Annotated in this window: 23 protein-coding genes and 1 pseudogene; 7 read left to right on the forward strand and 17 right to left on the reverse strand. The window is 70.3% G+C overall.

Annotation, left to right across the window (positions count from 1 at the left end; all coding sequences use genetic code 11):
• Positions 1-42: 42 nt before the first annotated feature.
• A complete protein-coding gene (gene folP / locus ABTZ59_RS07360; RefSeq protein ID WP_351392087.1) occupies positions 43-915 on the forward strand; it encodes a dihydropteroate synthase in 873 nt (290 codons plus the stop codon).
• A gap of 19 nt (positions 916-934) precedes the next feature.
• Here the strand turns inward: folP and ABTZ59_RS07365 are convergent, their stop codons facing one another.
• Entirely contained in the window at positions 935-1,684 is a 750-nt protein-coding gene (locus tag ABTZ59_RS07365) for an LOG family protein (RefSeq protein ID WP_249947955.1), read from the reverse strand.
• Between the two features lie 136 nt (positions 1,685-1,820).
• Positions 1,821-2,900: a succinyl-diaminopimelate desuccinylase gene (gene dapE, locus ABTZ59_RS07370; RefSeq protein ID WP_351392090.1), complete on the reverse strand. Its 1,080-nt coding sequence runs from the start codon at positions 2,898-2,900 to the stop codon at positions 1,821-1,823.
• A 104-nt stretch (positions 2,901-3,004) separates the two neighbouring features.
• Here dapE and ABTZ59_RS07375 point away from each other — a divergent pair, with 104 nt between their 5' ends.
• Positions 3,005-3,988 carry a hypothetical protein gene (locus ABTZ59_RS07375; RefSeq protein ID WP_351392093.1) on the forward strand — a complete coding sequence of 328 codons (984 nt, stop codon included), beginning with the start codon at positions 3,005-3,007 and terminating at the stop codon, positions 3,986-3,988.
• A 288-nt stretch (positions 3,989-4,276) separates the two neighbouring features.
• Positions 4,277-4,714 (forward strand): ATP-binding protein, encoded by a 438-nt coding sequence (locus ABTZ59_RS07380; RefSeq protein WP_351392096.1) that lies wholly within the window; start codon positions 4,277-4,279, stop codon positions 4,712-4,714.
• Between the two features lie 86 nt (positions 4,715-4,800).
• Here the strand turns inward: ABTZ59_RS07380 and dapC are convergent, their stop codons facing one another.
• The gene (gene dapC / locus ABTZ59_RS07385) at positions 4,801-5,928 is read right to left on the reverse strand and encodes a succinyldiaminopimelate transaminase (protein WP_351392098.1); all 1,128 of its coding nucleotides are present in this window, start codon (positions 5,926-5,928) and stop codon (positions 4,801-4,803) included.
• A 171-nt stretch (positions 5,929-6,099) separates the two neighbouring features.
• Positions 6,100-6,420, reverse strand: a complete 321-nt coding sequence (gene fdxA, locus ABTZ59_RS07390) for a ferredoxin (RefSeq protein WP_003985062.1) — start codon at positions 6,418-6,420, stop codon at positions 6,100-6,102.
• A gap of 140 nt (positions 6,421-6,560) precedes the next feature.
• Between fdxA and ABTZ59_RS07395 the strand changes: the two genes are divergently transcribed.
• Positions 6,561-7,574: a GNAT family N-acetyltransferase gene (locus tag ABTZ59_RS07395; protein WP_351392103.1), complete on the forward strand. Its 1,014-nt coding sequence runs from the start codon at positions 6,561-6,563 to the stop codon at positions 7,572-7,574.
• Between the two features lie 17 nt (positions 7,575-7,591).
• On the forward strand, positions 7,592-8,422 hold the full coding sequence (locus ABTZ59_RS07400; RefSeq protein ID WP_351392106.1) for a transglutaminase family protein: 831 nt from the start codon (positions 7,592-7,594) through the stop codon (positions 8,420-8,422).
• Positions 8,423-8,590: 168 nt separating this feature from the next.
• Here the strand turns inward: ABTZ59_RS07400 and ABTZ59_RS07405 are convergent, their stop codons facing one another.
• From ABTZ59_RS07405 to ABTZ59_RS07420, 4 genes are all read right to left on the reverse strand, one after another.
• Complete coding sequence (locus ABTZ59_RS07405) at positions 8,591-10,846, reverse strand: hypothetical protein (protein ID WP_351392109.1); 2,256 nt, start codon at positions 10,844-10,846, stop codon at positions 8,591-8,593.
• Between the two features lie 195 nt (positions 10,847-11,041).
• Entirely contained in the window at positions 11,042-11,425 is a 384-nt protein-coding gene (locus ABTZ59_RS07410) for a DUF6113 family protein (RefSeq protein ID WP_351392112.1), read from the reverse strand.
• 23 nt (positions 11,426-11,448) lie between these two features.
• Positions 11,449-12,417 (reverse strand): N-acetyl-1-D-myo-inositol-2-amino-2-deoxy-alpha-D-glucopyranoside deacetylase, encoded by a 969-nt coding sequence (gene mshB / locus ABTZ59_RS07415; protein WP_351392114.1) that lies wholly within the window; start codon positions 12,415-12,417, stop codon positions 11,449-11,451.
• Positions 12,418-12,570: 153 nt separating this feature from the next.
• Positions 12,571-12,765 carry a hypothetical protein gene (locus ABTZ59_RS07420; RefSeq protein ID WP_030352924.1) on the reverse strand — a complete coding sequence of 65 codons (195 nt, stop codon included), beginning with the start codon at positions 12,763-12,765 and terminating at the stop codon, positions 12,571-12,573.
• 165 nt (positions 12,766-12,930) lie between these two features.
• On the opposite strand from ABTZ59_RS07420, the gene ABTZ59_RS07425 reads away from it, so the two are divergent.
• Positions 12,931-15,144, forward strand: coding sequence for a prolyl oligopeptidase family serine peptidase (locus ABTZ59_RS07425; RefSeq protein WP_351392117.1), 2,214 nt, complete (start codon positions 12,931-12,933; stop codon positions 15,142-15,144).
• Positions 15,145-15,351: 207 nt separating this feature from the next.
• On the opposite strand, the gene ABTZ59_RS07430 is transcribed toward ABTZ59_RS07425, so the two are convergent.
• From ABTZ59_RS07430 to ABTZ59_RS07455, 6 genes and pseudogenes are all read right to left on the reverse strand, one after another.
• A complete protein-coding gene (locus ABTZ59_RS07430; RefSeq protein ID WP_351392119.1) occupies positions 15,352-16,377 on the reverse strand; it encodes an ABC transporter ATP-binding protein in 1,026 nt (341 codons plus the stop codon).
• Positions 16,370-17,362 (reverse strand): ABC transporter ATP-binding protein, encoded by a 993-nt coding sequence (locus ABTZ59_RS07435; protein ID WP_351392122.1) that lies wholly within the window; start codon positions 17,360-17,362, stop codon positions 16,370-16,372. The genes ABTZ59_RS07430 and ABTZ59_RS07435 overlap by 8 nt, the downstream gene beginning before the upstream one ends.
• Before the next feature lie 12 nt (positions 17,363-17,374).
• Positions 17,375-18,388 (reverse strand): ABC transporter permease, encoded by a 1,014-nt coding sequence (locus tag ABTZ59_RS07440; RefSeq protein ID WP_351392125.1) that lies wholly within the window; start codon positions 18,386-18,388, stop codon positions 17,375-17,377.
• Complete coding sequence (locus ABTZ59_RS07445) at positions 18,381-19,304, reverse strand: ABC transporter permease (RefSeq protein ID WP_351392127.1); 924 nt, start codon at positions 19,302-19,304, stop codon at positions 18,381-18,383. Before ABTZ59_RS07445 ends, ABTZ59_RS07440 begins: the two co-directional genes overlap by 8 nt.
• 43 nt (positions 19,305-19,347) lie before the next feature.
• Positions 19,348-20,973 carry a peptide ABC transporter substrate-binding protein gene (locus ABTZ59_RS07450; RefSeq protein ID WP_351392130.1) on the reverse strand — a complete coding sequence of 542 codons (1,626 nt, stop codon included), beginning with the start codon at positions 20,971-20,973 and terminating at the stop codon, positions 19,348-19,350.
• A 130-nt stretch (positions 20,974-21,103) separates the two neighbouring features.
• A pseudogene (locus ABTZ59_RS07455) lies at positions 21,104-21,226 on the reverse strand (GNAT family N-acetyltransferase); the annotation flags it as partial.
• Positions 21,227-21,317: 91 nt separating this feature from the next.
• On the opposite strand from ABTZ59_RS07455, the gene ABTZ59_RS07460 reads away from it, so the two are divergent.
• On the forward strand, positions 21,318-22,100 hold the full coding sequence (locus tag ABTZ59_RS07460; RefSeq protein WP_351392133.1) for a hypothetical protein: 783 nt from the start codon (positions 21,318-21,320) through the stop codon (positions 22,098-22,100).
• A 95-nt stretch (positions 22,101-22,195) separates the two neighbouring features.
• Here ABTZ59_RS07460 and ABTZ59_RS07465 read toward each other — a convergent pair whose 3' ends face one another.
• The 3 genes from ABTZ59_RS07465 to ABTZ59_RS07475 are packed head-to-tail and all read right to left on the reverse strand — an operon-like array spanning position 22,196 to position 25,392.
• Positions 22,196-23,317, reverse strand: a complete 1,122-nt coding sequence (locus tag ABTZ59_RS07465) for an ABC transporter ATP-binding protein (protein WP_351392137.1) — start codon at positions 23,315-23,317, stop codon at positions 22,196-22,198.
• Between the two features lie 25 nt (positions 23,318-23,342).
• A complete protein-coding gene (locus tag ABTZ59_RS07470; RefSeq protein ID WP_351392140.1) occupies positions 23,343-24,404 on the reverse strand; it encodes an ABC transporter ATP-binding protein in 1,062 nt (353 codons plus the stop codon).
• A 10-nt stretch (positions 24,405-24,414) separates the two neighbouring features.
• Positions 24,415-25,392 (reverse strand): ABC transporter permease, encoded by a 978-nt coding sequence (locus ABTZ59_RS07475; protein ID WP_351392143.1) that lies wholly within the window; start codon positions 25,390-25,392, stop codon positions 24,415-24,417.
• Positions 25,393-25,424 lie beyond the last annotated feature (32 nt).

Here is a 25,424-nt window from a genome sequence, read left to right on the forward strand (position 1 = left end):
CTCTAAGGTCGCAGGCGGACGAATACGAGGAGGAACCACGGGATGGGCGGCGGGACTCTGCGGCTTGGACGTCGGGAATTCGATGCGCGCGAGCCGGTGATCATGGCGATCGTCAACCGGACGCCCGATTCCTTCTACGACCGGGGCGCGACCTTCGGCGATCAGCCCGCCCTCGACCGGGTCGAGCGCGCGGTGGCCGAGGGAGCCGCCATCATCGACATCGGCGGGGTGAAGGCGGGCCCCGGCGAGGAGGTCACGGCCGAGGAGGAGGCCCGGCGTACGGTCGGCTTCGTCGCCGAGGTGCGCCGCCGCCATCCCGATGTGGTGATCAGCGTCGACACCTGGCGGCACGACGTCGGCGAGGCGGTCTGCGAGGCGGGCGCGGATCTGCTCAATGACGCGTGGGGCGGGGTGGACCCCCGTCTGGCCGAGGTCGCGGCCCGTTATGACGTGGGGCTGGTCTGTACGCACGCGGGCGGGGCGGAGCCCAGGACCCGGCCGCACCGGATCGCGTACGACGATGTGATGGCGGACATCCTGCGGGTCACGCTCGGGCTCGCCGAGCGGGCCCTGGAGCTGGGCGTCCGCCGGGACCGGATCATGATCGACCCCGGCCATGACTTCGGCAAGAACACCCGCCACTCCCTCGAAGCGACCCGCAGACTGGGCGAGATGACGGAGACGGGCTGGCCGGTGCTGGTCTCACTCTCCAACAAGGACTTCGTCGGCGAGACGCTCGACAAGCCCGTCAAGGAGCGGCTGATCGGCACGCTGGCGACGACCGCCGTCTCGGCGTGGCTCGGGGCCCGGGTCTACCGCGTCCACGAGGTCGCGGAGACGAAGCAGGTCCTCGACATGGTGGCGGCCATCGCGGGCCACCGCCCCCCGGCGGTCGCCCGCCGAGGTCTGGCCTGAGCCGTCGGCGGCCCCCAGGTCAGTTGCGCGTCTCCTTCGTGACGAGCGCGACCGCCTCGTCCACGTCGTCCGTGACATGGAAGAGCAGCAGATCCTTCTCGGACGCCTTGCCCTGGGCCACGACGGTGTCCCGCAGCCAGTCGACGAGCCCGCCCCAGTACGCCGTGCCGAACAGGACGATCGGGAAGCGGGTGACCTTGCGGGTCTGGACCAGGGTGAGCGCCTCGAACAGCTCGTCCAGCGTGCCGAGGCCGCCCGGCAGGACCACGAAGCCCTGCGCGTACTTGACGAACATCGTCTTGCGGACGAAGAAGTAGCGGAAGTTCACGCCGATGTCGACATGGGGGTTGAGCCCCTGCTCGAAGGGCAGCTCGATGCCGAGTCCGACGGAGACGCCCTGGGCCTCGCGCGCGCCCCGGTTCGCCGCCTCCATGGCGCCGGGCCCGCCGCCGGTGATCACCGCGAATCCGGCGTCGACCAGCGCGCCGCCGATCCGGATGCCCGCCTCGTATTCGGCGGAGCCCGCCGGGGTGCGCGCGGAGCCGAACACGCTGATGGCACTGGGCAGTTCGGCGAGGGCGCCGAAGCCCTCCACGAACTCCGACTGGATGCGCATCACCCGCCAGGGATCGGTGTGCACCCATTCCGAGTCGCCCTCGGTGTCCAGCAGCCGCTGGTCGGTCGTGCCCGCCTGTACCTGCCCACGGCGACGGATCACCGGACCGAGCCGCTGTTCCTCCGGCTTGCGCTCTCCGTCAGGCATGCCCATGAGCTGCTCCCTCCGCTGCTGTGCGTTTGTTCTGGGCAAGGGTAGGTCCACGCACGTGACAAACGACGAAATTCCGGCAGTCGATCAGGCCCTGACTCAGTGAGCGCTCCAGCGCTCTGCCCGGCCCTGGTGTGCTTCAGCCGGTGAGCCAGTCGCGGAGACGGTTCTCGCAGTGGGTGATCCGCTCGACCGCCACCCGCTCGTCCCGCTTGTGGGCGAGGAGCGGGTTCCCGGGGCCGTAGTTGACCGCCGGCACCCCGAGCGCACCGAAGCGTGAGACATCCGTCCAGCCGAACTTGGGCCGTGCGGTTCCGCCGACGGCGGCCATGAAGGCGGCCGCGGCGGGATGCGAGAGACCCGGCAGGGCGGCCCCGGAGTGGTCGTCCACTGTGAACTCCGTCACCCCGCAGTCCGCGAAGACCTCGTGGACATGCGCGAGAGCCTCCTCCTCACCGCGATCCGGCGCGTAGCGGTAGTTCACGACGACCGTGCACGCGTCCGGGATGACGTTGTCGGCGACGCCGCCCTCGATCCGTACGGCGTTGAGGCCCTCGCGGTACTCCAGGCCGTCGATGACCGGCCTGCGCGGCTCGTACGCGGCGAGCCGGGCCAGGACCGGCGCGGCGGCGTGAATGGCGTTGGACCCCATCCAGCCACGCGCGGAGTGTGCGCGCTCGCCCGTCATATGGAGGAAGACCCGGAGTGTGCCCTGACAGCCGCCCTCGACCTCGCCGTCGGAGGGCTCCAGCAGGACCGCGAAGTCGCCCTCCAGCCAGTCGGGATGGGCCTCTGCCAGATGTCCGAGACCGTTGAGATGTGCGGCGACCTCCTCGTTGTCATAGAAGATGAAGGTGAGGTCGCGGTTGGGCTCGGGGACGGTCGCCGCGATCCGCAACTGCACGGCGACGCCCGCCTTCATGTCGCTCGTACCGCACCCCCACAGCACCCCGTCGTCATCCAGCCGGGACGGAACGTTGTCGGCGATCGGGACGGTGTCGATGTGCCCCGCGAGGACGATCCGCTCGGCGCGCCCCAGCCGGGTCCGGGCCACCACGTTGTTGCCGTGGCGGTCGACGGTGAGATGGGGCAGCGTCCGCAGCGCCTCTTCGATCGCGTCCGCGAGTGGTTTCTCCTCGCCGCTGACCGAAGGGAAATCGACCAGGCGCGCGGTGAGCGCCGGGGCGTCGAGAGTGAGGTCGAGCACGGTCTCAGACATGGTGGTGACCCTAGACGAGGAGGGGCGAGGTCGCGTCGTCCGCAGGGGAGCGGGGCGTGGGCGTCGGCGCTGTCGGCCGTCCCCCTCTCCAGTACGGTGGCCTCGTGTCCGAGACCGCCTCTCCCCTCCGTCGCGGCCGCCTCACGCGTATCGCGGCCGCCCTCGTCGTGCTGCTGGCCCTGGCCGGGTATGTGGTGGTCCACTACATGAGCGCCGCCGGCGGTCCGCCGCGCTGTCTCGTGCGCGCCACGGACACGTCGGGCGGCGAGGGCTCCACGTACGAGATGACTCCGGAGCAGGCCGAGAACGCCGCGACGATCTCGGCGGTGGGCACGACCCGGGGGCTGCCCGAGCGCGCGGTCACGATCGCGCTGGCCACCGCCCTCCAGGAGTCCGCGCTGCGCAATCTGAACCATGGCGACCGCGACTCGCTCGGTCTGTTCCAGCAGCGGCCCTCGACGGGGTGGGGCACCGAGGCGCAGATCCAGGACCCGGTCTATTCGGCGGGTCAGTTCTACGACCATCTCGTCAAGGTTCCCGGCTACGCACGACTGCCGCTGACCGAGGCGGCCCAGCGCGTGCAGCGCAGCGGCTTCCCGCAGGCGTACGCGAAGCACGAGCCGGACGCCACGCTGCTGGCCGCGGCCCTCACCGGCCGGTCCGCCGCCACGCTGACCTGTACGGCGCCGAGCGGCACCGAGCCCGGGGACCCGGCGAAGGTACGGGCGGCCCTGGTGAGGGACTTCGGGGACGCGGTGCTGCCCGGCGCCGACGTCGTCGGCCGGGCGGGGGCCTCGGGCACGGCGGCCGAGGTGACCGTGCCGGTACCCGCCACGACCGGCGGATCGGCGAACGGCGGCTCCCCCGCGCTGCGCGGCTGGGAGCTGGCGCACTGGGCCGTGGCGCAGTCCACCGCCCTGCGGATCGACGAGGTCCGCTATGCCGGCCGGGTGTGGAGCGCGAAGAACGCGCACACGGCGAACAGGGGCTGGAAGCGGACCGCCTCCTCGGACGCGAGCGCGGGAGCCGGCGCGGATTCGGGCGCGGATTCGGGCCTGATGGAAGTTCGAATCCGCACTGCGCAGTAGTACGGCACCGTCACCCGAACGGGCGAGTCCGCACCGCGCCGCGCCGCATTTCTTCCGATGATTGCGCCGCGCGCCCATGATCCGCCGTTTCCCTTGGGAACAAAGGGGTGAAACGGTTCAGCAGACCCCTCACCACGGGATCGTTTGCCCGTTTTTATCCGCAGCCGATAATGCGACGCATTACCAACTCTTTACCCGCGCTCGCCGCAACCTCCGCCGCCCTTTGAGGGGTTGTCACTACGTCCGATCGACGGACAAGCACTATTTCTCTCCCGCCAAAGGAGCATCATGTCCCTCCCCCTGACCCGTCGGATCGCCCGTGCCGCCCTGCTCGTCGCCGCGGGCGCGGCTCCGGTGATCGGCGCGGCCGGCGCGGCGAACGCGGCCGCCCTCCCGCAGGCCACCGACCTGGGTGCGGTGAGCGCGCTGGACGGCGCCGCCGTGGGCAACGCCGTCGACACCGGCGCCCAGAAGGCGACCGGCGTGGTGGGCGGCGTCGGCGGCGAGGCCGTCAAGCAGGGCGTCCCGGCCGCGGGCAAGGCCGTCGGCAAGGTCGGCAAGACGGCGGCGCCCGCCGTGCAGAAGGCCGCGGGTGACACCGCGGGCAGCGCCGGGCAGCTCCTGGGCGACGCCGCCTCGACCGCCACGGAGGGCGCCGCGCCGACCGGCGCGCTCGGTGGCGGTCTGCCGACCGGCAAGCTGCCGGTGTCGCTGCCGCTCGGCTGACGCCCGCACGCGCGCGTCGCGGCATGACGAGGGGGCCCGGGAAGCAGTCGCTTCCCGGGCCCCCTCGCGTGACCGTCACGCGCGGCTCAGGCGTCGATGCCCAGCCGCTTGACCGCCGCCTCGACGCGCTCGTCGGTGGCCGTCAGCGCCACCCGTACATGCCGGTCCCCGGCGGGGCCGTAGAAGTCGCCGGGCGCGACCAGGATGCCCAGCTCCGCGAGGTGCGCCACGGTGTCCCAGCACGGCTCGTCGCGCGTCGACCACAGGTAGAGGCTCGCCTCGCTGTGGTCGATACGGAAGCCGTGCGTCTCCAGGGCGGTGCGCAGCGCGGCGCGGCGGGCCGCGTACCGCGCCCGCTGTTCCCGTACGTGCGTGTCGTCGCCCAGCGCCGCGACCGTCGCCGCCTGCACCGGCGCGGGGGTCATCATTCCGCCGTGTTTGCGGATCTTCAGCAGCTCGCCCAGGACGGCCTTGTCGCCCGCCAGGAAGGCCGCGCGATAGCCGGCCAGATTGGAGCGCTTGGAGAGCGAGTGGACGGCGACGATCCCGTCGTACGAACCGCCGCAGACGTCCGGGTGCAGCACCGATACGGGATCGGCCTCCCAGCCCAGCTCCAGATAGCACTCGTCGCTGAACAGCAGCACACCGTGCTCGCGCGCCCAGGCGACGATCCGGGTCAGCTCGTCCGGCGCCAGGACAGCTCCGGTCGGGTTCGACGGTGAGTTGAGCCACAGGAGCTTCAGCCCGGCGGGGTCGAGCCGTGCCCCCGCGGCGTCAGCCGCAAATGTTCCCGTGTCGTACGGGACGGGCTCGGCGCCGCAGAGCCGCGCGCCCACCTCGTACGTCGGGTACGCGAGCCGGGGGAAGGCGACGCGGTCACCCGCGCCGAGGCCGAGCTGTGTCGGCAGCCAGGCCACCAGCTCCTTGGAGCCGACCACCGGCAGCACATGCTCGTGCGTCACACCGCGCGCGCCGAGGCGCCGCTCCACCCATCCGGTCAGCGCGTCCCGCAGCGCGGTCGTGCCCCACACCGTCGGATACCCGGGAGAGTCGGCGGCCTCGATCAGGGCCCGCTGGATCAGCGCCGGCACGGGGTCGACGGGGGTGCCGACGGACAGGTCCACGATCCCGTCCGGATGGGCCGCCGCCGTGGCCTTGAAGGGCTCCAGCTTGTCCCAGGGAAAGACGGGAAGACGCGAAGAGACTGCGGACACGTGCTCACTCTTTCTCGTACGGCTTCTCGTACGGTTTCTGCTTCTCGTACGGCTTTCTCGTACGGATTCTCGTCGCCTCCCCCCTGCCGGCGCGCGCTGGGCGCGCGGACGCGCGGGCGAAACGCCGCGGTCCCGTACGGCGGCGGGCCGTACGGGACCGGGGGCGCGCTGTCAGCCGTTCTGGGGCGGCAGCGCGGCGATGAAGGGATGGTCCCGCTCGATCAGACCGAGCTTGGAAGCGCCACCGGGCGAACCGAGCTCGTCGAAGAACTCGACGTTCGCCTTGTAGTAGTCCTTCCACTCCTCCGGGGTGTCGTCCTCGTAGAAGATGGCCTCGACCGGGCAGACCGGCTCACAGGCTCCACAGTCGACGCATTCGTCCGGGTGGATGTACAAGGACCTGGAGCCCTCGTAGATGCAGTCGACCGGGCACTCCTCGATGCACGCCTTGTCCTTGACGTCGACACAAGGCTGCGCGATGACGTAGGTCACGCTGTCGTTCCTCCTCGATAGGGCGCGGCGGGCCGATCTGCGGCTCCGTCCACGGGCGCGCGGGAGCGCGGCGTCGTCGATGCCCGCATCTAGTATCTCCGTTCTTGGGCGCGATCCGAACAGGAGGGGCGTACAGAGCTGTGGAATTCACTGCGGGCGGACGGTTCGAGGTCCGCCTTACACCGGCTGACGTGGGCAAACGCGTATCAGTCAGACAGTTGACCGGCAGTGGGGCCGCTGGTGAGAAGTTCACGGACACGGTGGGCGTTCTCACATCCTGGGACGGGGATGTGCTGCTGATCACACGGCGCACCGGCGAGAGCGTCCGTGTCCCCGAGGCCGCTCTGGTCGCGGGCAAGGTGGTGCCGGCGGCACCGCCCAGACGTCGGGGCCCCGCGGCGTCGTTCGAGGAGCTGGCCGGGGTCTGTGCGCGGTCCTGGCAGCCGGTGGAGAGCGAGCCGCTGGGAGAGTGGCTGCTCAGAGCGGCCTCGGGCTTCACCAGGCGGGCGAATTCCGTGCTGCCCCTGGGTGATCCCGGGGTGGGGCCCGACGAGGCGCTGACGCGCGTACGACGGTGGTACGAGGCGCGGGGGCTGCCCCCGTACGTACAGGCCGCGACCGGCGCGGAGGGCACCCAGGAACGGCTGTGCGCGGAGCTGGAGCGGCGCGGCTGGCGGCCGGAGGTGACGGCCGAGGTGCGGATCGCCGCGCTCGCGCCGCTCGGGGACCGTGACGCCGATGTGTCCGAGGTCGTGCTCGGCCGGGGCGTCGGCGAGGCGTGGCTCCGGCGTTACCAGCGGTCCGGTGTGCCAGGACCCCATGTGCTGCACGTACTGAACAGCGGGCCTTCGGTGTGGTTCGCCACCGTGCCCGGGGATCGGGGCGAGGACGGGGAGCCCGGCACACCGGCCGCGATCGGCCGGTGTGTGGTGGACGGACGGTGGGCGGGGTTCATGGCGGTGGAGGTCGACCCGGCCCGCCGCCGCCAGGGGCTGGCCACAGCCGTGATGACCGCGCTCGCCCGGCGCGCCCTGGAGGAGGGCGCGTCCGCGGCCTGGCTCCAGGTCGAGTCGGACAACGTCGGCGCGCGGGCCATGTACGAGGCGATGGGTTTCGCCGTCCACCACCACTACCACCACTTCCGAGCGCGCTGAGCGGGTACGAGGCCGATATGCGACCGGAATCCGAGGACGTGGGCCGGTGGTTCGCCGAGGAGGCCCGCGCGGACCGTCCCGACCTGGCCACGCTCTGTCTGCTGGTGGGAGCGGAGGCCGATCCCGCCCTGGGCGAGGCCGGTATCGCCGCGGCCCAGGCCGAGCTGGACCGGCTGGCGGGACTGCTGCCCTTCGGGGTCCTCGGCGCGCGCGCCTGGGCGGTCGCGCTGGCGGAGCTGCTGGGTGAGCGGTGCGGTTTCGAGGGCACTCCGGCGGAGTACCGGCGGCTGGACTCGTCGCTGCTGCCCGTGGTGCTGCGGCGCAGACGGGGGCTGCCCATCCTGCTCTCGGTGGTGTGGATCGAGGTCGCGCGACGGGCGGGCGCGCCGGTGTACGGCGTGGCCCTGCCCGGCCATTTCGTGGTCGGTTTCGGCGACCCGGAGGAGCGCGTCCTCGCCGATCCCTTCGGCGGCGGCCGGCTGCTGACGGGCGCGGAGGCGGCGCTGCTGGTGACCGGCGCGACGGGCGAGGCGCTCGAACCGGCCATGCTCGCCCCCGCCGACCCGCTCGGCATCGTCCTGCGCGTACTGAACAACATCCGTGCCTGGGCCGCGACCCGCCCGGAGCACACCGATGTGTCGCTGTGGGCGGTCGAGCTGTCCCTGCTGCTGCCCTCGCATCCGGCCAGACTGCGTTACGACCGCGCCCAGTTGCTCGTACAGCGCGGGGAGTTCCGGCGGGGGGCGGCCGAGATGGACGAGTACGCGCGGGTGGTGGACGCGGTGGAGCCGTCGACGGCGGAGGCGATCCGGCGCAAGGCGCGGGCGGCGCGGGCGATGCTCAACTGACGTCCGGCGACCCGGCTCGGCGGTTTCGTGGGTCGTGAGCCGTGTCCCGGGGACGACATCCGTCGTCCCCGGGACACGGCAATGCCTGAGCGACAGCCGGACAGGACCCAGGCCCTCTTGGCCGAGGTTCAGACCTGGCTGGGGTTCAGACCTGGCTGGGGTTCAGACCTAGCTGGGGTTCAGATTGATCGTCTGGGTGCGCTCGGCGAGTGTCTTGCCGCGCAGCGCCGTCTGCATGGCCTGCGCCACATCGGCGGAGGAGACGGGGTACTGCTTACCGTCACCCTTCGTGATCGTGATGCCGTCGAAGACGCCTTCCAGCAGCTGGTCGATTGCGGTCCTGTTGTAGACCTCGACAAGCTTTCCGTCGACAGCCTTCATGGAGAGGATCTTGGGCAGCGACTTCGCGGGACCGAACTGGATCTGCTTGTCGCCCGCCTTGATGGTGACCAGGTCGGACATCGCGGGCTTGGCGAACTCGTCCATCGCCCGGTCCAGCTCAGGCTGACCGACCGTCGGCTCGCGGGAGACAACGGGCAGTTCCACGTTGTTGATCTTGCCCGTCTGCACCTGGGCGCGGTAAGCGTCCCGGGCCGAGATGATCGAGTGGTTCACGTCGAGCGACGTGCCCGCCTTGCCCGGTACGGCGATGGCCTTGCCCGGCTCGAACTTGATCGTTCCCTCGCTCGCCGAACCCGAGACACCCGCCAGATCGGTGAGCGCGGCGGTCAGCTTCTCCTCGTCGACGGGGATCACCGGCTGGGCGACCCGGGCGCGGCCGAAGAGCGAGCCGATCACCGACACCGGGTTGTAGTCGCTGCCGGCCGCGGCGCGGACGGTGGCCTGGCTGTCGAAGCTGAGTCCCGCCTTGTCCGGAGCCAGCTCCTCCGTCTTGCCGCCGATGCTGAGTCGCAGCGGCTCCTCGGCCCGCGGGCCGAGGGTGGCTTCGAGCTTGTTGACCGCCTGGGCGCGGGTGCCGCCGATGTCGACGCCGAGGACCGTGGTGCCCTTCGGCACATCCGAGCGGTTCATCAGCAGGCCGGCGCCGTAGAGACCGCCCGCGGCCACGACGACCATGGCGGCGAGGAGCGTGAGCTTGGAGCGGCCCTTCTTCTTGGCGGGCGCGGCCGGCGGGGTGGTGGTACGCGCCGGGGCCGTGCCCGAGGGCGGGACGCCCTGTGCGGAGCCGACCGGGCCGGGGAAGTCCGGGGCCGAGAAGTCGTGGTCCTGGCCGAGGGCGCCGGGGCCGTCGGGCCTGGGGCCGAGGCCGGTGCCCGGACCGCCCCCAGGACCCGAGCCGGGGACGGGCGCGCGGCGCTCCGCTGGCACCACGGGGATGCCGCTGGTGAGCGTGTCCCCGGAGACATGGCCGCCGGGTCCTGGCTCGGGCGCGGGGTGCTGCGGTGTCAGTACGGCGGTGTCGTCGGACATCCGCGGCGGACCGACCTGGCCCAGGGCCGACGGCGGAGTGCTGAGGGCCGACGGCGGGGTGCCGAGCGACGCGCCGCCGGTGGCCGGCCCGCTGGTCGGACCGCTGGGCCCGGCGCCGGGAGGCCGGATACCGAGCGGGGGCGTGGTGGGACCGGAGGACGCGAAGTCCGTACCGGAACCCCGGGACGCGAAGTCCGTACCGGAACCGCCCGGCGCGAAGTCCGTACCGGAACCGCGGGACGTGAAGTCCGTACCGGAACCGCCCGGCGCGAAGTCCGTACCGGAACCGCGGGACGTGAAGTCCGTACCGGAACCGCCGGACGTGAAGCCGTCGGGGCCCGCGCCCTGGGGTCCGGAGCCCGTGACCCCGGCGCCGGACGCGAGGTCGCTGAGCGCGCTACGGGGAGCGCCGCCGTTCTGCGACTGCCCGCCGCCCGGGTAGTACGGCGACTCCGAGGAGCCGCGATCGGCAGGCCGCGGCGCGGTGCCCGCGACGGCGGCGGCGCCCGCGCCCAGACCGGCGCTCATGCCCGCGGCCGTACCGGTACCCGACGTCGCCGACTTGCGTGGCGCGAACCAGTCGCTCGTGGATCTGTCCTCGGCCCCCGGTTCCTCCGCCGGCTCGGCCTGTCCGCCCGGTCCGGAGTCGGCTGCGTCCTGGGGCACATCGGGCCTGGGGATGCCGCCCGTACGCTCGGCGACCGGGACACCCCGGCCGTCGGTGCTGTCGCCGTCGCCCATGGGCGTACGCATCACGACGGGCGGGATCGGCCGCGAACCCGGGATGTTGATCCGGATACGCGTGGTCAGTGTGGTCTCGGTCTTGGGCTCGTCCGGCTTCGGGACGGGTGAGGTTTCCGTCTCCGCCGGAGCGTCCTGCTGGGGGTGCAGCGACGGATACTGGCGGGATCCGTACGGCGGTGTCCCCGAGGGGTACGCGGCTCCGCCGCGCCCCTGGGGCCCGGAGGACGAACTGTCAGTTTCACGACTCAAAGCAGGTTCTCCCGGTTGGCTCCGCCGCCCGTTCTTACTGGTACGAAACTGTTCAGGTTCCCCATGCCGGAGGCGGGGGGAAGGCCCGGAGCGCGCACCACCATACTGGCCCCGGCCGACAGACACCCGACGAGCATGTGAAGCGATGCTCCGCCGACCGTACGGACGTGGTCAATTCAGCAGCAGCCGGGCGCGTCACTTCTCAAGTCGGCCGGACTTCGGGCCCGGTTGCGGCAACCGCGACATCGTGGCACACATCACAGCCACCAACATGCCGCCCAGGAGGTAGACGAGCGGTCCGATGCCCGCGGCGTAGACCGCGTCACCCTCCGGGCGGCCCAGACTCAGGAAGACGGCCGCGAGGATCCAGCCTGCCGCGGGTGCCCCGACGCCCAGTTGCGTGCCGGTGAGGAACAGCCCGCCGAAGAAGAGCCCGGCGGTGGCGAGCAGGGCGAGCAGCAATCCGCCGGGCACCCAGCCGCCCTGGACGAGTGAACCTGCCGCGCTGACGAGCACGCCGAGAACGAACAGCGAGAGATATGTGGCGATACGTCCGGGTCTGGGGCGACTCGTGAACATACCGCCGGACTGCCCCTGCCCACTCATCCGTTCGCCCCGTTCACTCTGTTCTTCACGTTCGCGCCGTTCCCCATGTTCGCGCCGTTCGCGGCGTTCGCGCCGTCATCACTGGCTACGCCCGCGAAGAGATCGTTCTCACGTTCACCGTCGGGCGCCCCCGACGTGCCCTGCGTCAACTGGTAGTACTCGGCGGCGAAGATCGGCTGTCCCAGATCGTTGGAGAGCGCGAAGAAGGGTCCGTCCACGGCGATTTGAGTGGCATGGGCGCGCATCGCCGCCGCCTTGCGCTCCCGGTACGGCTCGCCGTCGATCGCGGCGGTGATCTCCGTGTCGTCGATCACGCCCGGAATGTCCTCGATCGCGGCGACACCGGGGAAGTCGGCACCCGCCGCCCGCAGCCGGGCGAACCCCTCTTCGGCGACGGAGCGCGGTACGCGGTTCCAGTAGATCTTGTGGATGGCGTGCGGAGCGCCGAGGCCGGGCCGGAAGGCGGGCTCGGCGGCCAGTACGGCACCGCGCATGGCGACACGATGGGCCTGGATGTGGTCGGGGTGGCCGTAACCGCCGTTGGGGTCGTAGGTCACCAGCACCTGCGGACGCACCTCACGGATCACCTCGACGAGGCAGCCGGCGGCGTCGTCGACGGGGGCGCGCCAGAAGGCTCCCTCGCGGTCGTTCTGTTCCAGGCCCATCATCCCGGAGTCCCGGAATCTGCCGGGGCCGCCGAGGAAGCGGTGGTCGGTGACGCCCAGTTCCCTCATCGCCGCCGCGAGTTCACCGACGCGATGGGCGCCGAGGCGGTCCTCGCGGTCGGCCGCCAGATGCGCCAGCTCGGGTGGGATGACCTCTCCCTCCTCACCGAGGGTGCAGGTCACCAACGTGACCAGGGCGCCCTCGGCCGCGTACCTGGCCATGGTGGCGCCGTTGTTGATCGACTCGTCGTCCGGGTGCGCGTGCACCAGCAGCAGACGGCGGGCGGGTAGATCGGTCATGGGGACAGCCTACGAGCCGGCACCCGAAACCCCTCGGCCAGTGGGCGACGACGACGGCCGAGGGGCTGCGGGCAGTGGACGGTGCCGGACATGGCCGGACTTCAGGGCACCTTCAGAGCAGGGTGAAGTTGGCCGAAAGAGAGCGGAAGATGACTAGAACTTGATCCCGCCGATCATCCCTGCCACGTTCGTGGTCAGTTCGCTGATGGTGGGAGCGATGGATGAACTGGCGATGTAGAAGCCGAGCAACATGCAGACCACCGCGTGTCCGGCCTTCAGTCCGGATTTCCGGACCAGCAGGAAGACGACGATCGCCAGCAGCACCACCGCCGAAATCGAGAGTGCCACGGCGGTTCACCTCCATAAATATTCAGTCGGAAAATCGCAGCAAGCATGTGCCCGGCGGATTCATACCCACCTAACGCTACGGATCATAACTATCCGTGCGGACGCATTGATCGGTGCACGGCAGCACACTGGGGGCGCACGGCCATCGCCCAGTAGGTTCGTTCCATGACCTTGAGGCAGCAGCTCTCGTTCCCGCGCCAGCACGCCAGGACCCAGCGCTTCACGCTCGGCGCCCCACGCGCGTTCACCGTGTCTCCCGATGGTGCGCGGGTGACCTTCCTGCGCTCCTCCTCGGGCACGGACCGGGTGAACAGCCTCTGGGTACTGGATCTTGAGGACTCCGCCGGCGGTGCCGAGGGCGGATCCGGCGAGGGCCCTGAGCGGATCGCCGCCGATCCGGCCGTGCTCCTGGGCGGCGCCGTCGAGCGGCTCTCCCCCGAGGAGCGGGCCCGGCGCGAGCGGAGCCGCGAGGGCTCGGGAGGCATCGTCGGCTACGCGCTGGACGGCGCGGGGCAGTTGGCGGCGTTCGCGCTCTCCGGGCGGCTGTTCACGGCCGAACTGCTCGCCGGGACGACCCGCGAACTGCCCGTACGGGGACCGGTGATCGACCCGCGGCCCTCGCCGGACGGACGCCATGTCGCGTACGTGGCCGACGGCGCCCTCCGCGTGATCACCGCCGACGGGGAGCGGGACCGTGAGCTGGCGGGGCGCTCCGCGACCGAGGGCGAGGACATCACCTACGGCCTGGCGGAGTTCATCGCCGCCGAGGAGATGAGCCGCACCCGTGGCTACTGGTGGTCCCCCGAGTCCGACCGGCTGCTGGTCGCGCGGGTCGACACGACGCGGGTGCGGCGCTGGTGGATCTCCGACCCGGCGCACCCGGAGCGGGAGCCCGTGCGGGTCGCCTACCCGGCGGCCGGCACCCCCAACGCGGACGTACGGCTGTATCTCGTCGGCCTGGAGGGATCCGGCGGGGCCGAGGGCGCGACGGCGCCGGACGGGCCCGGAGGGGCGGCTACGGAGGTCGTCTGGGACCGCGCGCGCTACCCGTATCTGGCGCGGGTGCACTGGTCGGCCGCGGGCGTGCCCCTGCTGCTCGTACAGAGCCGTGATCAGCGCGGCCAGCTGTATCTGGCGGTGGACACGGCGACCGGCGCGACCACGACCGTGCACCGGGACGAGGACCCCGCCTGGCTGGAGCTCTTCGCCGAGCTGCCCGCCTGGGCGCCGGACGGGCGGCTGGTGCGGATCGCCGACGAGGGCGGCGCACGGGTCCTGATGGTCGGCGACCGGCCGCTGACCGGGCCGCAGTTGCATGTCAGGGCCGTGCTCGACATCGGCGAGCACGATGTCCTCGTCTCGGCGTCGGCCGGCGAGGCGGCGGCGGATCCCGAGATCGGCGAGATCCATGTGTACCGGGTCAGCGAACTGGGCGTCGAACGGCTCTCGGAGGGCGCGGGGGTGCACTCCGCCGTACGTACCGGCGAGGTGACCGTGCTGGTGTCCGCCGGGCTGGACTCCTCCGGGGCGTCCGCGCGGGTGCTCAGGGACGGCAAGCGGCTGGCGACGCTCGCCTCGCACCCCGAGCGGCCGGTGCTCACCGCGCGGCCGCGGCTCACCGAGGCGGGCGCGCACCGGATTCCCTGCGCCGTGCTGCTCCCGAGCGGCTACGAGGAGTCGGACGGCCCGCTTCCGGTTCTGCTCGACCCCTACGGGGGCCCGCACGGACAGCGCGTGGTGGCCGCGCAGAACGCGTATCTCACCTCGCAGTGGTTCGCCGACCAGGGGTTCGCGGTGATCGTCGCCGACGGCCGTGGCACCCCGGGCCGTTCGCCGGCCTGGGAGAAGGCCGTCAAGCAGAATCTGCTGCTCAGCCTGGACGACCAGATCGAGGCGCTGCACGCCCTCGCCGAGCGGTTCCCGCTCGATCTGGGACGCGTCGCGATGCGCGGCTGGTCCTTCGGCGGCTATCTCGCCGGGCTCGCGGTCCTGCGCCGCCCGGATGTCTTCCACGCGGCGGTCTCCGGCGCTCCGGTCACCGATCTGCGGCTCTACGACACCCACTACCAGGAGCGGTACTTCGGCGGGGGCCCGCAGGACGTGCCCGAGGTCTACGCCGCCCACTCACTGGTCACGGACGACGGGCTGTCGGCGCCGGAGAGTCCGGCACGGCCCCTGATGATCATCCATGGGCTGGCCGACGACAATGTGGTGGTGGCACACACCCTCAGGCTCTCCGGGGCCCTGCTCGCGGCGGGACGCCCCCATGAAGTGCTGCCCCTGACTGGTGTGACCCATATGACGCCACAGGAGGAAGTGGCCGAGAACCTGCTGCTGCTCCAGGTCGACTTCCTCAAGAGGTCGCTGGGCCTGGGCTGAGCCTCAGAAGGCCGCCGGGGCCGCGCCGAGCGCGGGCAACCGGCCGGGACCCTGGGAGTCCCGGCCGGTCTACGGCACCCGCACGGCCGTACGCTGTCCAGCCTGACGCGTTCGTATATCGGTGACGGGTCCGCCAAGTTGCTTGCGTGTTAACGAAATTGATATGTTTTATCGCCTTTCGCCCCTCGAATCCCGACCCTCCCGAGCTCAGGACGGCACGATCCGCCGCTCCTCCGCGAAGTGGCACGCGGAGGGGTGCGCCGCGGGCCCCTGCCGCCCCCGGAAGGCCTCCGGGACCGTCAGTCCGGGTTCCTCCACCACACACCGCTCACGCGCCTTCCAGCAGCGCGTACGGAACCGGCAGCCGGACGGCGGGTTCGCCGGGGACGGCACATCGCCGGTCAGGATGATCCGGTCGCGGTGCTCGCGTGCCGAGGGGTCCGGCAGCGGCACCGCCGAGAGCAGGGCCTGGGTGTACGGATGCGTGGGGTGCTCGTAGATCTCCGTGTCCGGGCCGATCTCGGCCAGCCGCCCCAGATACATCACGCCGACCCGGTCGGAGATGTGGCGGACGATCGACAGATCGTGGGCGATGAAGACATACGAGAGGCCGAACTCGTCCTGGAGCCGCTCCATCAGATTGATGACCTGCGCCTGCACGGAGACATCGAGGGCCGAGACCGGCTCGTCGGCCACGATGATCTCGGGCCGGAGCGCCAGCCCGCGGGCGATGCCGATGCGCTGGCGCTGGCCGCCGGAGAACTGGTGCGGATAGCGGTTGATGTACTCCGGGTTGAGGCCGACGACATCCAGCAGCTCCCGGACCCTGCGCCGCCGGTCGCCCTTGGGCGCCGCCTCGGGGTGGATCTCGTACGGTTCCCCGATGATGTCGCCCACGGTCATCCGGGGGTTGAGCGAGGTGTAGGGGTCCTGGAACACCATCTGGATGTTGCGGCGGACCGCCTTCAGCGCGCGGCCCGACAGCCGGGTGATGTCCTCGCCCTTGTACCGGATCACGCCGGACGTCGGCCGCTCCAGGTTCACCAGCGTTTTCGCGACGGTCGACTTGCCGCAGCCCGACTCCCCCACGATGCCGAGGGTCTCGCCGGGAGCCAGCGAGAAGGAGACCCCGTCGACCGCCCGTACCGCCCCGATCCGCTTCTTGAACAGGATGCCGCGGGTCAGCGGATAGTGCTTGACCAGCTCCCGCACTTCCAGGATGGGCTCAGCCATGGAGCGTCTCCTTCCAGAAGTAGCAGGCGCTGCGCCGTCCCCCGGCCGCCCCCGGCACATCCGCCACCTCGAAGAGCGGCGGCACCTCCGTACGGCACACGCCCTGCGCCATCGGACAGCGGGGGTTGAAGGCGCAGCCGGGTGGGATACGCAGCAGATTCGGCGGCAGGCCCTTGATCGCGTACAGCTCCCTGCCCTTCCGGTCCAGCCGCGGGATCGACCGGAGCAGACCGCGGGTGTACGGATGGGCGGGCGCCCGGTAGATCTCGTGCACCGGCGCGGTCTCCACGATCCGGCCCGCGTACATCACCGCGATCCGGTCGGCGACATCGGCGACCACTCCGAGGTCATGGGTGATCAGGATCAGCCCCATGTTCAGCTCGCGCCGCAGCTCGGCGAGGAGATCCATCACCTGGGCCTGGACGGTCACATCGAGCGCGGTGGTCGGCTCGTCGGCGATGATCAGCGAGGGCTCCAGTGCGAGCGCCATCGCGATCATGATGCGCTGGCGCATGCCGCCGGAGAACTGGTGCGGATAATCATCGACCCGCTCGGCGGCCGCCGGGATCCTGACCCGGTCCATCAGCTCGACGGCCTTCGCCCGCGCCTGTTTACGGGACATCCCCCGGTGCACGATGAACATCTCGCCGAGCTGGGCGCCCACGGTCAGCACGGGGTTGAGCGAGGAGAGCGCGTCCTGGAAGATCATCGCCATCTCGGCGCCCCGGATCCCGCGGCGCCGCTCCTCCTTGAGCTTCAGCAGATCCCGTCCCTGGAACAGCACTTCACCGCCGGTGATCCGGCCGGGCGGCGTATCGAGGATCCCCATGACCGCCTGCGCGGTGACGGACTTCCCGGAGCCCGATTCGCCCAGCACGGCCAGGGTCTCGCCGGCGTCGACCGAGTAGCTGACGCCGTTGACGGCCCTGGCGACCCCGTCGCGGGTGTGGAACTCCACCTGTAGATCGCGCACTTCGAGCAACATGGGACGGGCTCCTCAGCGCAGCTTGGGGTCGAGGGCGTCGCGTACCGCGTCGCCGAGCATGATGAACGCGAGCACGGTGATGGCCAGCGCGCCGGCCGGCCAGAGCAGCATGTGCGGGGAGTTGCGGATATAGGGCGAGGCGTCGGAGATGTCGATCCCCCAGGAGACGGTCGGCGGTTTGAGGCCCACGCCGAGATACGAGAGGGTCGCCTCCAGCGCGATGAACGTACCGAGCGCGATCGTGGCCACGACGATCACGGGCGCGATGGCGTTGGGCAGGATGTGCCGCAGCATCATCCGGGGGTTGGAGGCGCCGAGCGCCCGCGCCGCCAGGACGAAGTCGTTCTGTTTGACGGTGATGACGGAGCCGCGCGCGATCCGCGAGATCTGCGGCCAGCCGAGCAGCACCATGAAGCCGATCACCGGCCAGACGGTGGAGCTGGTCACCACGGACAGCAGCACCAGACCGCCGAGGACCACCGGGATGCCGAAGAAGATATCGGTGATCCGGGAGAGGATCGCGTCCCAGAACCCGCCGAAGAAGCCGGCCAGACCGCCGAGGACCGAGCCGACGACCGCGACCCCGAGGCTGGCGAGGACGCCGACGACCACCGAGGTCCTGGCGCCGTAGACGGTACGGGTGTAGACGTCGCAGCCCTGCCCGTTGAAGCCGAAGGGATGGCCGGGCCGGGAGCCGTCCTGAGCCCTGGCGAGATCGCAGGAGAGCGGGTTGCCCGCGGTGATCAGCGACGGCCGGATCGAGATGATCACCAGAAAGACGATGACCAGCGCCGAGAGGACGAAGACGGGGTTACGGCGCAGATCGCGCCAGGCGTCCGACCAGAGGCTGCGCGGCCGGCCCGTGGATTCACCTCCCGCGCCCCTGTCGGAGCCGCCGTCTGGGCCGGCCGGGCGCTGTTCCAGCGTGGCTCCCTCACTGGTGGCGAGGTCCATCCCGCCGCCCGCGCCGGTCGCCGCGATGGCTCCGCCGTGGTCGCCGGTGGGTGGGGACTGCGGCTCAGGCATAGCGGATCCTCGGGTCGAGAACGGCGTAGAGGAGGTCGATCAGCAGATTCGCCACCAGGAAGACGATGACCAGCACGGTCACGAAGCCGACGACGGTCTGGGTGTTCTGGCGCAGGATGCCCTGGTAGAGCTGGAATCCGACGCCGTGGATATTGAAGATCCGCTCGGTGACGATCGCGCCGCCCATCAGCGCGCCGATGTCCGTACCGATGAAGGTGACCACCGGGATCAGCGAGTTGCGCAGCAGATGACGAGTGATCACGCGGTGCCGGGGCAGGCCCTTGGCGACGGCGGTACGGACATAGTCGGAGCGGGCGTTCTCGGCGATCGAGGTCCGGGTCAGCCGGGTGACATAGGCCAGGGAGACGGACGCGAGCACCAGCCCCGGCAGGATCAGCTCGTCCAGCGGGGCCGCGGGAGAGACCGACGGCCGGATGAGATGCCAGTTCACACCGAACACCAGTTGCGCCAGCAGACCGGTGACAAAGGTCGGTACGGCGATGACCACCAGCGTCAGCAGCAGGACGGAGGTGTCGACCGGGCGGCCCCGGCGCAGCCCGGTGAGCACGCCGAAGGCGATGCCGATGATGATCTCGAAGACGATGGCCACGATCGTCAGCCGGATGGTGACCGGGAAGGCCGAGGCCATCAGGTCGATGACCTTCTGCCCGTTGAAGGCGGTGCCGAAGTCGCCGGAGAAGACATGTCCCATGTAGGTGAGGTACTGCCGCCACACCGGCTGATCGAGGCCGAACTCCTGGCGCAGCCGTGCCTCGGTGGCGGGATCGCACTGCCGCTCCCCGCAGAGACCGGCGATGGGGTCGCCCATCACGTTGACCATCAGGAAGATCAGCAGGGTGGCGCCGATGAAGACGGGGATCATCTGCAACAGACGCCGGATCACATAACGTCCCATGGGGGCTCCGGGGTTCGTGGGAGGGCGCGGGCGGCCCCGGGCGTCAGCTGACCCTGATCTCGTTGTAGACCGGGACGCTGAAGGGGTTCAGTGCGACATGGGAGACACGGTCCGAGTAGCCGGCGCTGCCGTTCTGGTACCAGAGCGGGATGGCCGCCATCCGGTCCCGTACGACACCCTCGGCCCGCTGGAACGTGCGGATGGCCGACTTGGTGTCCGCGTCGGCGTTGGCCTCGTCGATGAGCCGGTCGAACCGGGGGTCGCTCCACTTGCCGTCGTTGGACGAGGCGTTGGTGTAGTAGAGCGGCTGAAGGAAGTTCTGGATCAGCGGGTAGTCCATCTGCCAGCCCGCCCGGAACGGCCCCCGCAGCTTCCGCCCGCCGATGCGGTTGCGGAAGTCGGCGAAGGTGCCGACCGGGCTGCCGACACATGCCTTGTCGTTGCCCAGCGCGTTGTTGATGCTGTTGCAGACCGCGTCGACCCACTCCTTATGGGAGCCCGTGTCGGCGTTGTAGGTGATGGTCAGCCGACCGTGCGGGATGCCGCCGCCCCGCTTGATCAGCTTCCTCGCCGCAGGGGCGTCGTACGTGCAGGCCCGGCCACAGAGCCCGGGCAGAAAGCCGCCGTCCGCGCCGAGGACCGGGGAGGTCCAGTCGGTCGCCGGGGTGCGGGTCTTGCGGAAGATCATGTCGGTGATCTGTCCGCGGTTGATCGCCATGGACAGCCCGGTGCGTACCTTGACGGCCCCCTCGGTGTTCCACTCCTTGTCGTAGTACGGGAAGGCGAGGGTCTGGATGATGCCGGCCGGGCTGTTGATGTACCGGCCGCTGAGGTCGGAGCGCACGTTCTTGAGCTGTGCGGCGGGGACGTCGTCGACCAGATCGAGGTTTCCGGCGACCAGATCGGTGTACGCGGTGTTGCTGTCGGTGTAGACCACGAGATCCACACCGCCGTTGCGCGGCCGGTCGGCGCCCGGGTACCCCTGCCAGGTGCGCAGGGACATCTGGGAGCCCTTGGTGTAGTTCTCCACCGTGTACGGGCCGTTGCCGACGGGCTTGGCGAGCCAGCCTGCGTGGTCGTCGTAGAACGCCCTGGGCAGCGGGGCGAACGCCGCGTATCCCAGGGTGTCCGGCCAGGTGGAGAAGCGCTGCGACAGCTTGACGGTGAACGTCCGGGGCCCGGTGACCTTCAGCCCCGACAGCGTTCGCGCGGTGGGGTGTCCCGACTCCGGGTGGACCTTGTCGTATCCGTCGATGTACTGGAAGAAGTAGGCGTTCTTCTGGTTGTTGTCGAGGTACGCCCCGTAGTTCCAGGCGTCCACGAAGGACTTCGCGGTGACCTTCTCGCCGTCGCTGAAGGTCCAGCCGTCCTTGACGGTGACCGTGAAGTGGGTCGAGTCCGTCGTGTCGATCTTCTCGGCGAGGGCGTTCTCGGCCTTGCCGGTCTTCGGGTTGTACCGCTTGAGCCCCCGGAAGACCATGTCGAGGACCTTGCCGCCCTGGACCTCATTTGTGTTCGCGGGCTCCAGCGGATTCTGCGGATCACCCCAGGAGGAACGCACCACACCGTTGGGACCACCGATGACGTCGGACGCCCCGCCACAGCCCGACGCGGTGAGGACGACAGCCACCGCGCAGGCGACCCGTCCGGTGTGTGCGGGTCCTCGCATGAAGTGTCTCCCTCATCAGACGCACCTATTTGCCCCCGAATACACCCCCTACAGTGATGAGTCGCGTCGTGATGGCGGCCGTAGGCGCGGTCCCGGAACGCGAACGCCCCATCGGAACCACTCGCCCGGGTCACACCGGAAGAGTGACCTCCCAGGTGTCCACGGCGAAGTGCACCCGCATGCCGTTGTCCTCGTACAGCCTCAGCGCGCCCGTGGCGTTCCGCGTATCCACCCCGAGCCCCCGGCCACGGGCCTCCCTTTCCGGTGGGGGCACCTCTCGCGCAACGGCTTTTCCCCCGGCAGGCCGGATGTCGCGCGCGGCTCTCGCGTGCGAGGGTGACCCCATGACCGAGCCCGGGGTGACGCGACTGCTCGACCGATTCATGGCGGATGTCTCCGCCGCCGTGCCACTCGTCGCCCTGTGGGCGCACGGTTCGCTGGCCTTCGGGGATTTCCGGCCCGGCCGCAGCGATCTCGATCTGGTGGCCCTCGTCGGCGCCGAACCGACGGACGCACAGCGGGCGCGGCTGCGCGCACTGCATCAACAGCTGTTCGCCGAGGCGCCGTTCGCCGACAAGCTGCACTGCACCTACCTGCCCCGGCAGGGCGCCGAGGACGCCGGGCGGGCTCATCCGACCTGGGCGCTCGGCGAGTGGTTCGAGCGGCCGGTGAGCCCGGTGGGCCGACGTGAACTGACCACCGGCGCACTGGTGTTGACGGGACCCTCCCCTGTCGGCGAGCTGCCCGGGGTGAGCGACCGGGAGCTGACGGACTTCATCCGCCGCGATCTGCGCGACTACTGGCTGCCCGTGACCGCCAAGCCGGAGCTCTGGGTCCATGACGCCTGGGTGGACGCGGCCATGCTGACGTTCGCGCGCGCCTCAGTGACGTTGCGCGACGGCCGGCTGGTCACCAAGCGGGAGGCGCTGGAGGAGCTGCGTGCCCTGGGCGCGCCCGCGGCGGTCACCGAGGACATCCACCGACGCCGGTACGGGACGGCGGACGGTCCGGGCACCGAGGAGTGGCTCCGCCGGCGCGGGGAGCTGGCGCGCGTGTTCGTCCGCGCCGGGATCGAGGCGACGACGGAGTCATCCGCAGCACCGCACCGGCGGCCGGAACCCGCGTAATACCGGCCCCCGGGCCGGGGCCCCCACGTCACGCACGGAGGCCCGCGGCCGAGGCGTTCCTCGGGCGCGGGCCCCGTCCACGACTGATCGTCGGCTCAGTCGTTCAGTTCCTTCTCGATGGCCACCAGCGCCGGGTCGAGTACGACATCCTCCTCGCGCGCCACGGTCGTCGGCTCCTCCGGGAAGTGGCAGGCCGTCAGATGACCGGCCGCGCTGCCCGAGATTTGCAGCAGCGGCGGCTCTTCGGTGGCGCACTTGTCCTGCGCCTTCCAGCAGCGGGTGCGGAACCGGCAGCCGGACGGCGGCATGATCGGCGAGGGTACGTCGCCGGCCAGCCGGATCCGTTCCTTCTTGTCGATGTCGATGTCCGCCTCGGGCACCGCGGAGAGCAGCGCGTGGGTGTACGGGTGGCGGGGGCGGTTGTACAGCGAGTCGCGGTCCGCGACCTCCACCACCTTGCCCAGGTACATCACCGCGACGCGCTCCGAGAAGTGCCGCACGATCGCCAGGTCATGGGCGATGAAGACGAAGGCGATCCCCAGGTCGCGCTGGAGTTCCTGGAGCAGATTGACGACCTGCGCCTGGATGGAGACGTCGAGCGCCGAGACCGGCTCGTCGGCCACGATCAGCTTCGGCTCCAGCGCGAGCGCGCGGGCGACGCCGATGCGCTGGCGCTGGCCGCCGGAGAACTCGTGCGGGAAGCGGTTGTAGTGCTCCGGGTTGAGACCGACGATCTCCAGCAGTTCACGCACCCGGGCCTCACGGCCGCCGGCGGGCTTGATGCCGTTGATCTCCATCGGGCTGGAGATGATCGTGCCGACGGTCTGCCGCGGGTTCAGCGAGGCGTACGGGTCCTGGAAGATCATCTGGATCTCGGACCGGATCGGCGCCAGCTGCTTGCGGTTGGCCCGGGTGATGTCCCTGCCGTTGTAGGTGATCGTGCCGCCGGTCGGCTCCAGCAGCCGGGTCATCAGCCGGCCCGTGGTCGACTTGCCACAGCCCGACTCACCGACCAGGCCCAGGCTCTCGCCCGGGTAGACGCTCAGGGACACCCCGTCGACGGCCTGGACCGCGCCGACCCGCCGTTTGATGGGGAAGCCGCCGAAGATCGGGAAGTGCTTGGTCAGGCCCTTCACTTCGAGCAAGGGCTCGGTCGACGGGTCGCGCTGCGGCGGAACCGCGTCCGCGACGGTGGTGTTGGTGTTGTTCTCGCTCATGGTCATAGCCCCAGTCGCTGGTACATCAGCCCAGCCGGGGCTGAATCTTCTCGATGAAAACCTGCTGCTTGCGGTCCGCCGGCAGATGGCACGCGGAGCCACGTCCCTCGGGCAGCAGCGGGCGCTCGTGCGTGCAGCGGCCACCGTCGACCAGGTCGACGTAGTCGCACCGCGGATTGAACGCGCAGCCGGAGGGCGGGTTCAACAGGCTGGGCGGAGCGCCCGGGATGGGCCGCAGCGGCTCACTCACATCGGAGGAGAGTCGCGGCATCGAGCCGAGCAGGCCCCAGGTGTACGGGTGCTCCGGCTGCTTGAGGACCTCACGGACGGAGCCGCGCTCCACGGCCCGGCCCGCGTACATCACCAGCAGGTCGTCGGCGACATTGGCGACCACGCCGAGGTCATGGGTGATCAGGATGATCGCGGAGCCGAACTCCTGCTGGAGATCCTTGAGCAGGTCGAGGATCTGCGCCTGGACGGTGACGTCCAGAGCCGTGGTCGGCTCGTCGGCGATCAGCAGCTCGGGGTTGCACACCAGCGACATGGCGATCATGGCGCGCTGCCGCATACCGCCGGAGAACTGGTGCGGGTAGTCGTCGACCCGGTTCTTGGGGTCGGGGATACCGACCTTGCCCAGCATCTCGATGGCCCGCGCGCGGGCCTCCTTCTTACTGGCGCCGGTGTGCTTCATGAAGGGTTCGGCGATCTGCCGGCCGACGGTGTAGTACGGCGACAGGGCGGTCAGCGCGTCCTGGAAGATCATCGCCATCTTGTTGCCGCGGAGCCTTTCGAGCTCCTTGGGCGAGACATCCGTGAGGTCCTGGCCGTCCAGCAGGATCTCACCGGTGATCTCGGTGGACTGCGGGTTGTGCAGCCCCAGGATGGACAGGTTGGTCACGGACTTGCCGGAGCCCGACTCCCCGACGATGCCGAGCGTCTTGCCGCGCGCCAAGTCGAAGGAGAGCCCGTCCACGGCCTTGACGATGCCGTCCTCGGTGGAGAAGTGGACGCGCAGGTCGCGCACCGACAGGAACGCGTCCGGCTCGGTCGGGGCCGGGGCGTCCTCGGTCTTGGTGAGTGTGGTCACGGTCGTTCTCCTAGGACAGACGCACGCGCGGGTCGATAAGGGCGTACATCGCGTCCACGATGACGTTGAACAGAAGGATGAAGGCGGCGCTGACGATCATCACGCCCATGGTCAGCGGCAGGTCCTTGTTGAGGACCGAGTCACGGGCGAGCAGACCGATACCCGGCAGCCCGAAGGTGATCTCCGTGACCATCGCCCCGCCGAACAGCGCGCCGAGGTCCATACCGAGAATGGTGACGATGGGGATGAGCGAGCCGCGCCACGCGTAGCGGAAGAAGACGTAGCGGCTGGTCATGCCCTTGGCACGGGCCGCTCTGACGTGTTCTTCCTGAAGCTGCTCGATCATGGTCGACCGTGACATACGGGTGTAGTTGGCGGTGAAGATCACCGACATAACGAACCAGGGGATCAGCAGGCCCATGAACCAGGCGCTCGGGCTCTCCGTGATGGGGACCCACTTCGGCTTGTCGAGCCATCCGGTGCTGTAGACGAAGAGTCCCAGGACGACCGGGCCGAGGAAGTAGATCTGGAGGGAGCTGAGCACCAGCGAGGCGGAGCTGAACGCCTTGTCGGTGGCGGTGCCCTTCTTCCACGCGGCCATCATGCCGGCGCCCAGGCCGACGATCAGGAAGACGATGAGGCCGCCGATGGAGAGGGAGAGCGTCAGCGGGAACCGGTCGACGATGGTGTCCCAGACCAGCTGCTGGTTGTTGAAGGAGATTCCGAAGCAGGGCGCCGCGCAGTGCCCGACCGCGAAGTCCCGGCCGGCGAAGATACCGACCATGAAGTCCCAGAACTGCACCGGCACCGGCTTGTCGAGGCCGAGGTTCTGGTGAATGACCGCCAGCGCGTCCGGAGTGCAGTTCTTGCCACACGCGAGCAGAGCCGGGTCCTGCGGGATGGCGAAGAACATGAAGAACGTGACGGCACTGATCAGAAAGAGGGTCAGGACTGCGCCGAACGTCCGGCGAAGGAGGAATTGAAGCATGGCTGGTCGCTGCTCTCAGGACGGCGGCTGTG

The sequence above is a fragment of the Streptomyces sp. NPDC094034 genome, assembly GCF_040303865.1.
Classification (GTDB): domain Bacteria; phylum Actinomycetota; class Actinomycetes; order Streptomycetales; family Streptomycetaceae; genus Streptomyces.

Excerpts from the sequence above, each read along its gene's own strand:
- folP (WP_351392087.1), top strand. The coding sequence starts at position 43 with ATGGGCGGCGGGACTCTGCGGCTTGGACGTCGGGAATTCGATGCGCGC.
- ABTZ59_RS07365 (WP_249947955.1), bottom strand. The coding sequence starts at position 1,684 with ATGGGCATGCCTGACGGAGAGCGCAAGCCGGAGGAACAGCGGCTCGGT.
- dapE (WP_351392090.1), bottom strand. The coding sequence starts at position 2,900 with ATGTCTGAGACCGTGCTCGACCTCACTCTCGACGCCCCGGCGCTCACC.
- ABTZ59_RS07380 (WP_351392096.1), top strand. The coding sequence starts at position 4,277 with ATGTCCCTCCCCCTGACCCGTCGGATCGCCCGTGCCGCCCTGCTCGTC.
- ABTZ59_RS07400 (WP_351392106.1), top strand. The coding sequence starts at position 7,592 with ATGCGACCGGAATCCGAGGACGTGGGCCGGTGGTTCGCCGAGGAGGCC.
- ABTZ59_RS07410 (WP_351392112.1), bottom strand. The coding sequence starts at position 11,425 with ATGTTCACGAGTCGCCCCAGACCCGGACGTATCGCCACATATCTCTCG.
- mshB (WP_351392114.1), bottom strand. The coding sequence starts at position 12,417 with ATGACCGATCTACCCGCCCGCCGTCTGCTGCTGGTGCACGCGCACCCG.
- ABTZ59_RS07425 (WP_351392117.1), top strand. The coding sequence starts at position 12,931 with ATGACCTTGAGGCAGCAGCTCTCGTTCCCGCGCCAGCACGCCAGGACC.
- ABTZ59_RS07430 (WP_351392119.1), bottom strand. The coding sequence starts at position 16,377 with ATGGCTGAGCCCATCCTGGAAGTGCGGGAGCTGGTCAAGCACTATCCG.
- ABTZ59_RS07435 (WP_351392122.1), bottom strand. The coding sequence starts at position 17,362 with ATGTTGCTCGAAGTGCGCGATCTACAGGTGGAGTTCCACACCCGCGAC.
- ABTZ59_RS07440 (WP_351392125.1), bottom strand. The coding sequence starts at position 18,388 with ATGCCTGAGCCGCAGTCCCCACCCACCGGCGACCACGGCGGAGCCATC.
- ABTZ59_RS07445 (WP_351392127.1), bottom strand. The coding sequence starts at position 19,304 with ATGGGACGTTATGTGATCCGGCGTCTGTTGCAGATGATCCCCGTCTTC.
- ABTZ59_RS07450 (WP_351392130.1), bottom strand. The coding sequence starts at position 20,973 with ATGCGAGGACCCGCACACACCGGACGGGTCGCCTGCGCGGTGGCTGTC.
- ABTZ59_RS07460 (WP_351392133.1), top strand. The coding sequence starts at position 21,318 with ATGACCGAGCCCGGGGTGACGCGACTGCTCGACCGATTCATGGCGGAT.
- ABTZ59_RS07465 (WP_351392137.1), bottom strand. The coding sequence starts at position 23,317 with ATGAGCGAGAACAACACCAACACCACCGTCGCGGACGCGGTTCCGCCG.
- ABTZ59_RS07475 (WP_351392143.1), bottom strand. The coding sequence starts at position 25,392 with ATGCTTCAATTCCTCCTTCGCCGGACGTTCGGCGCAGTCCTGACCCTC.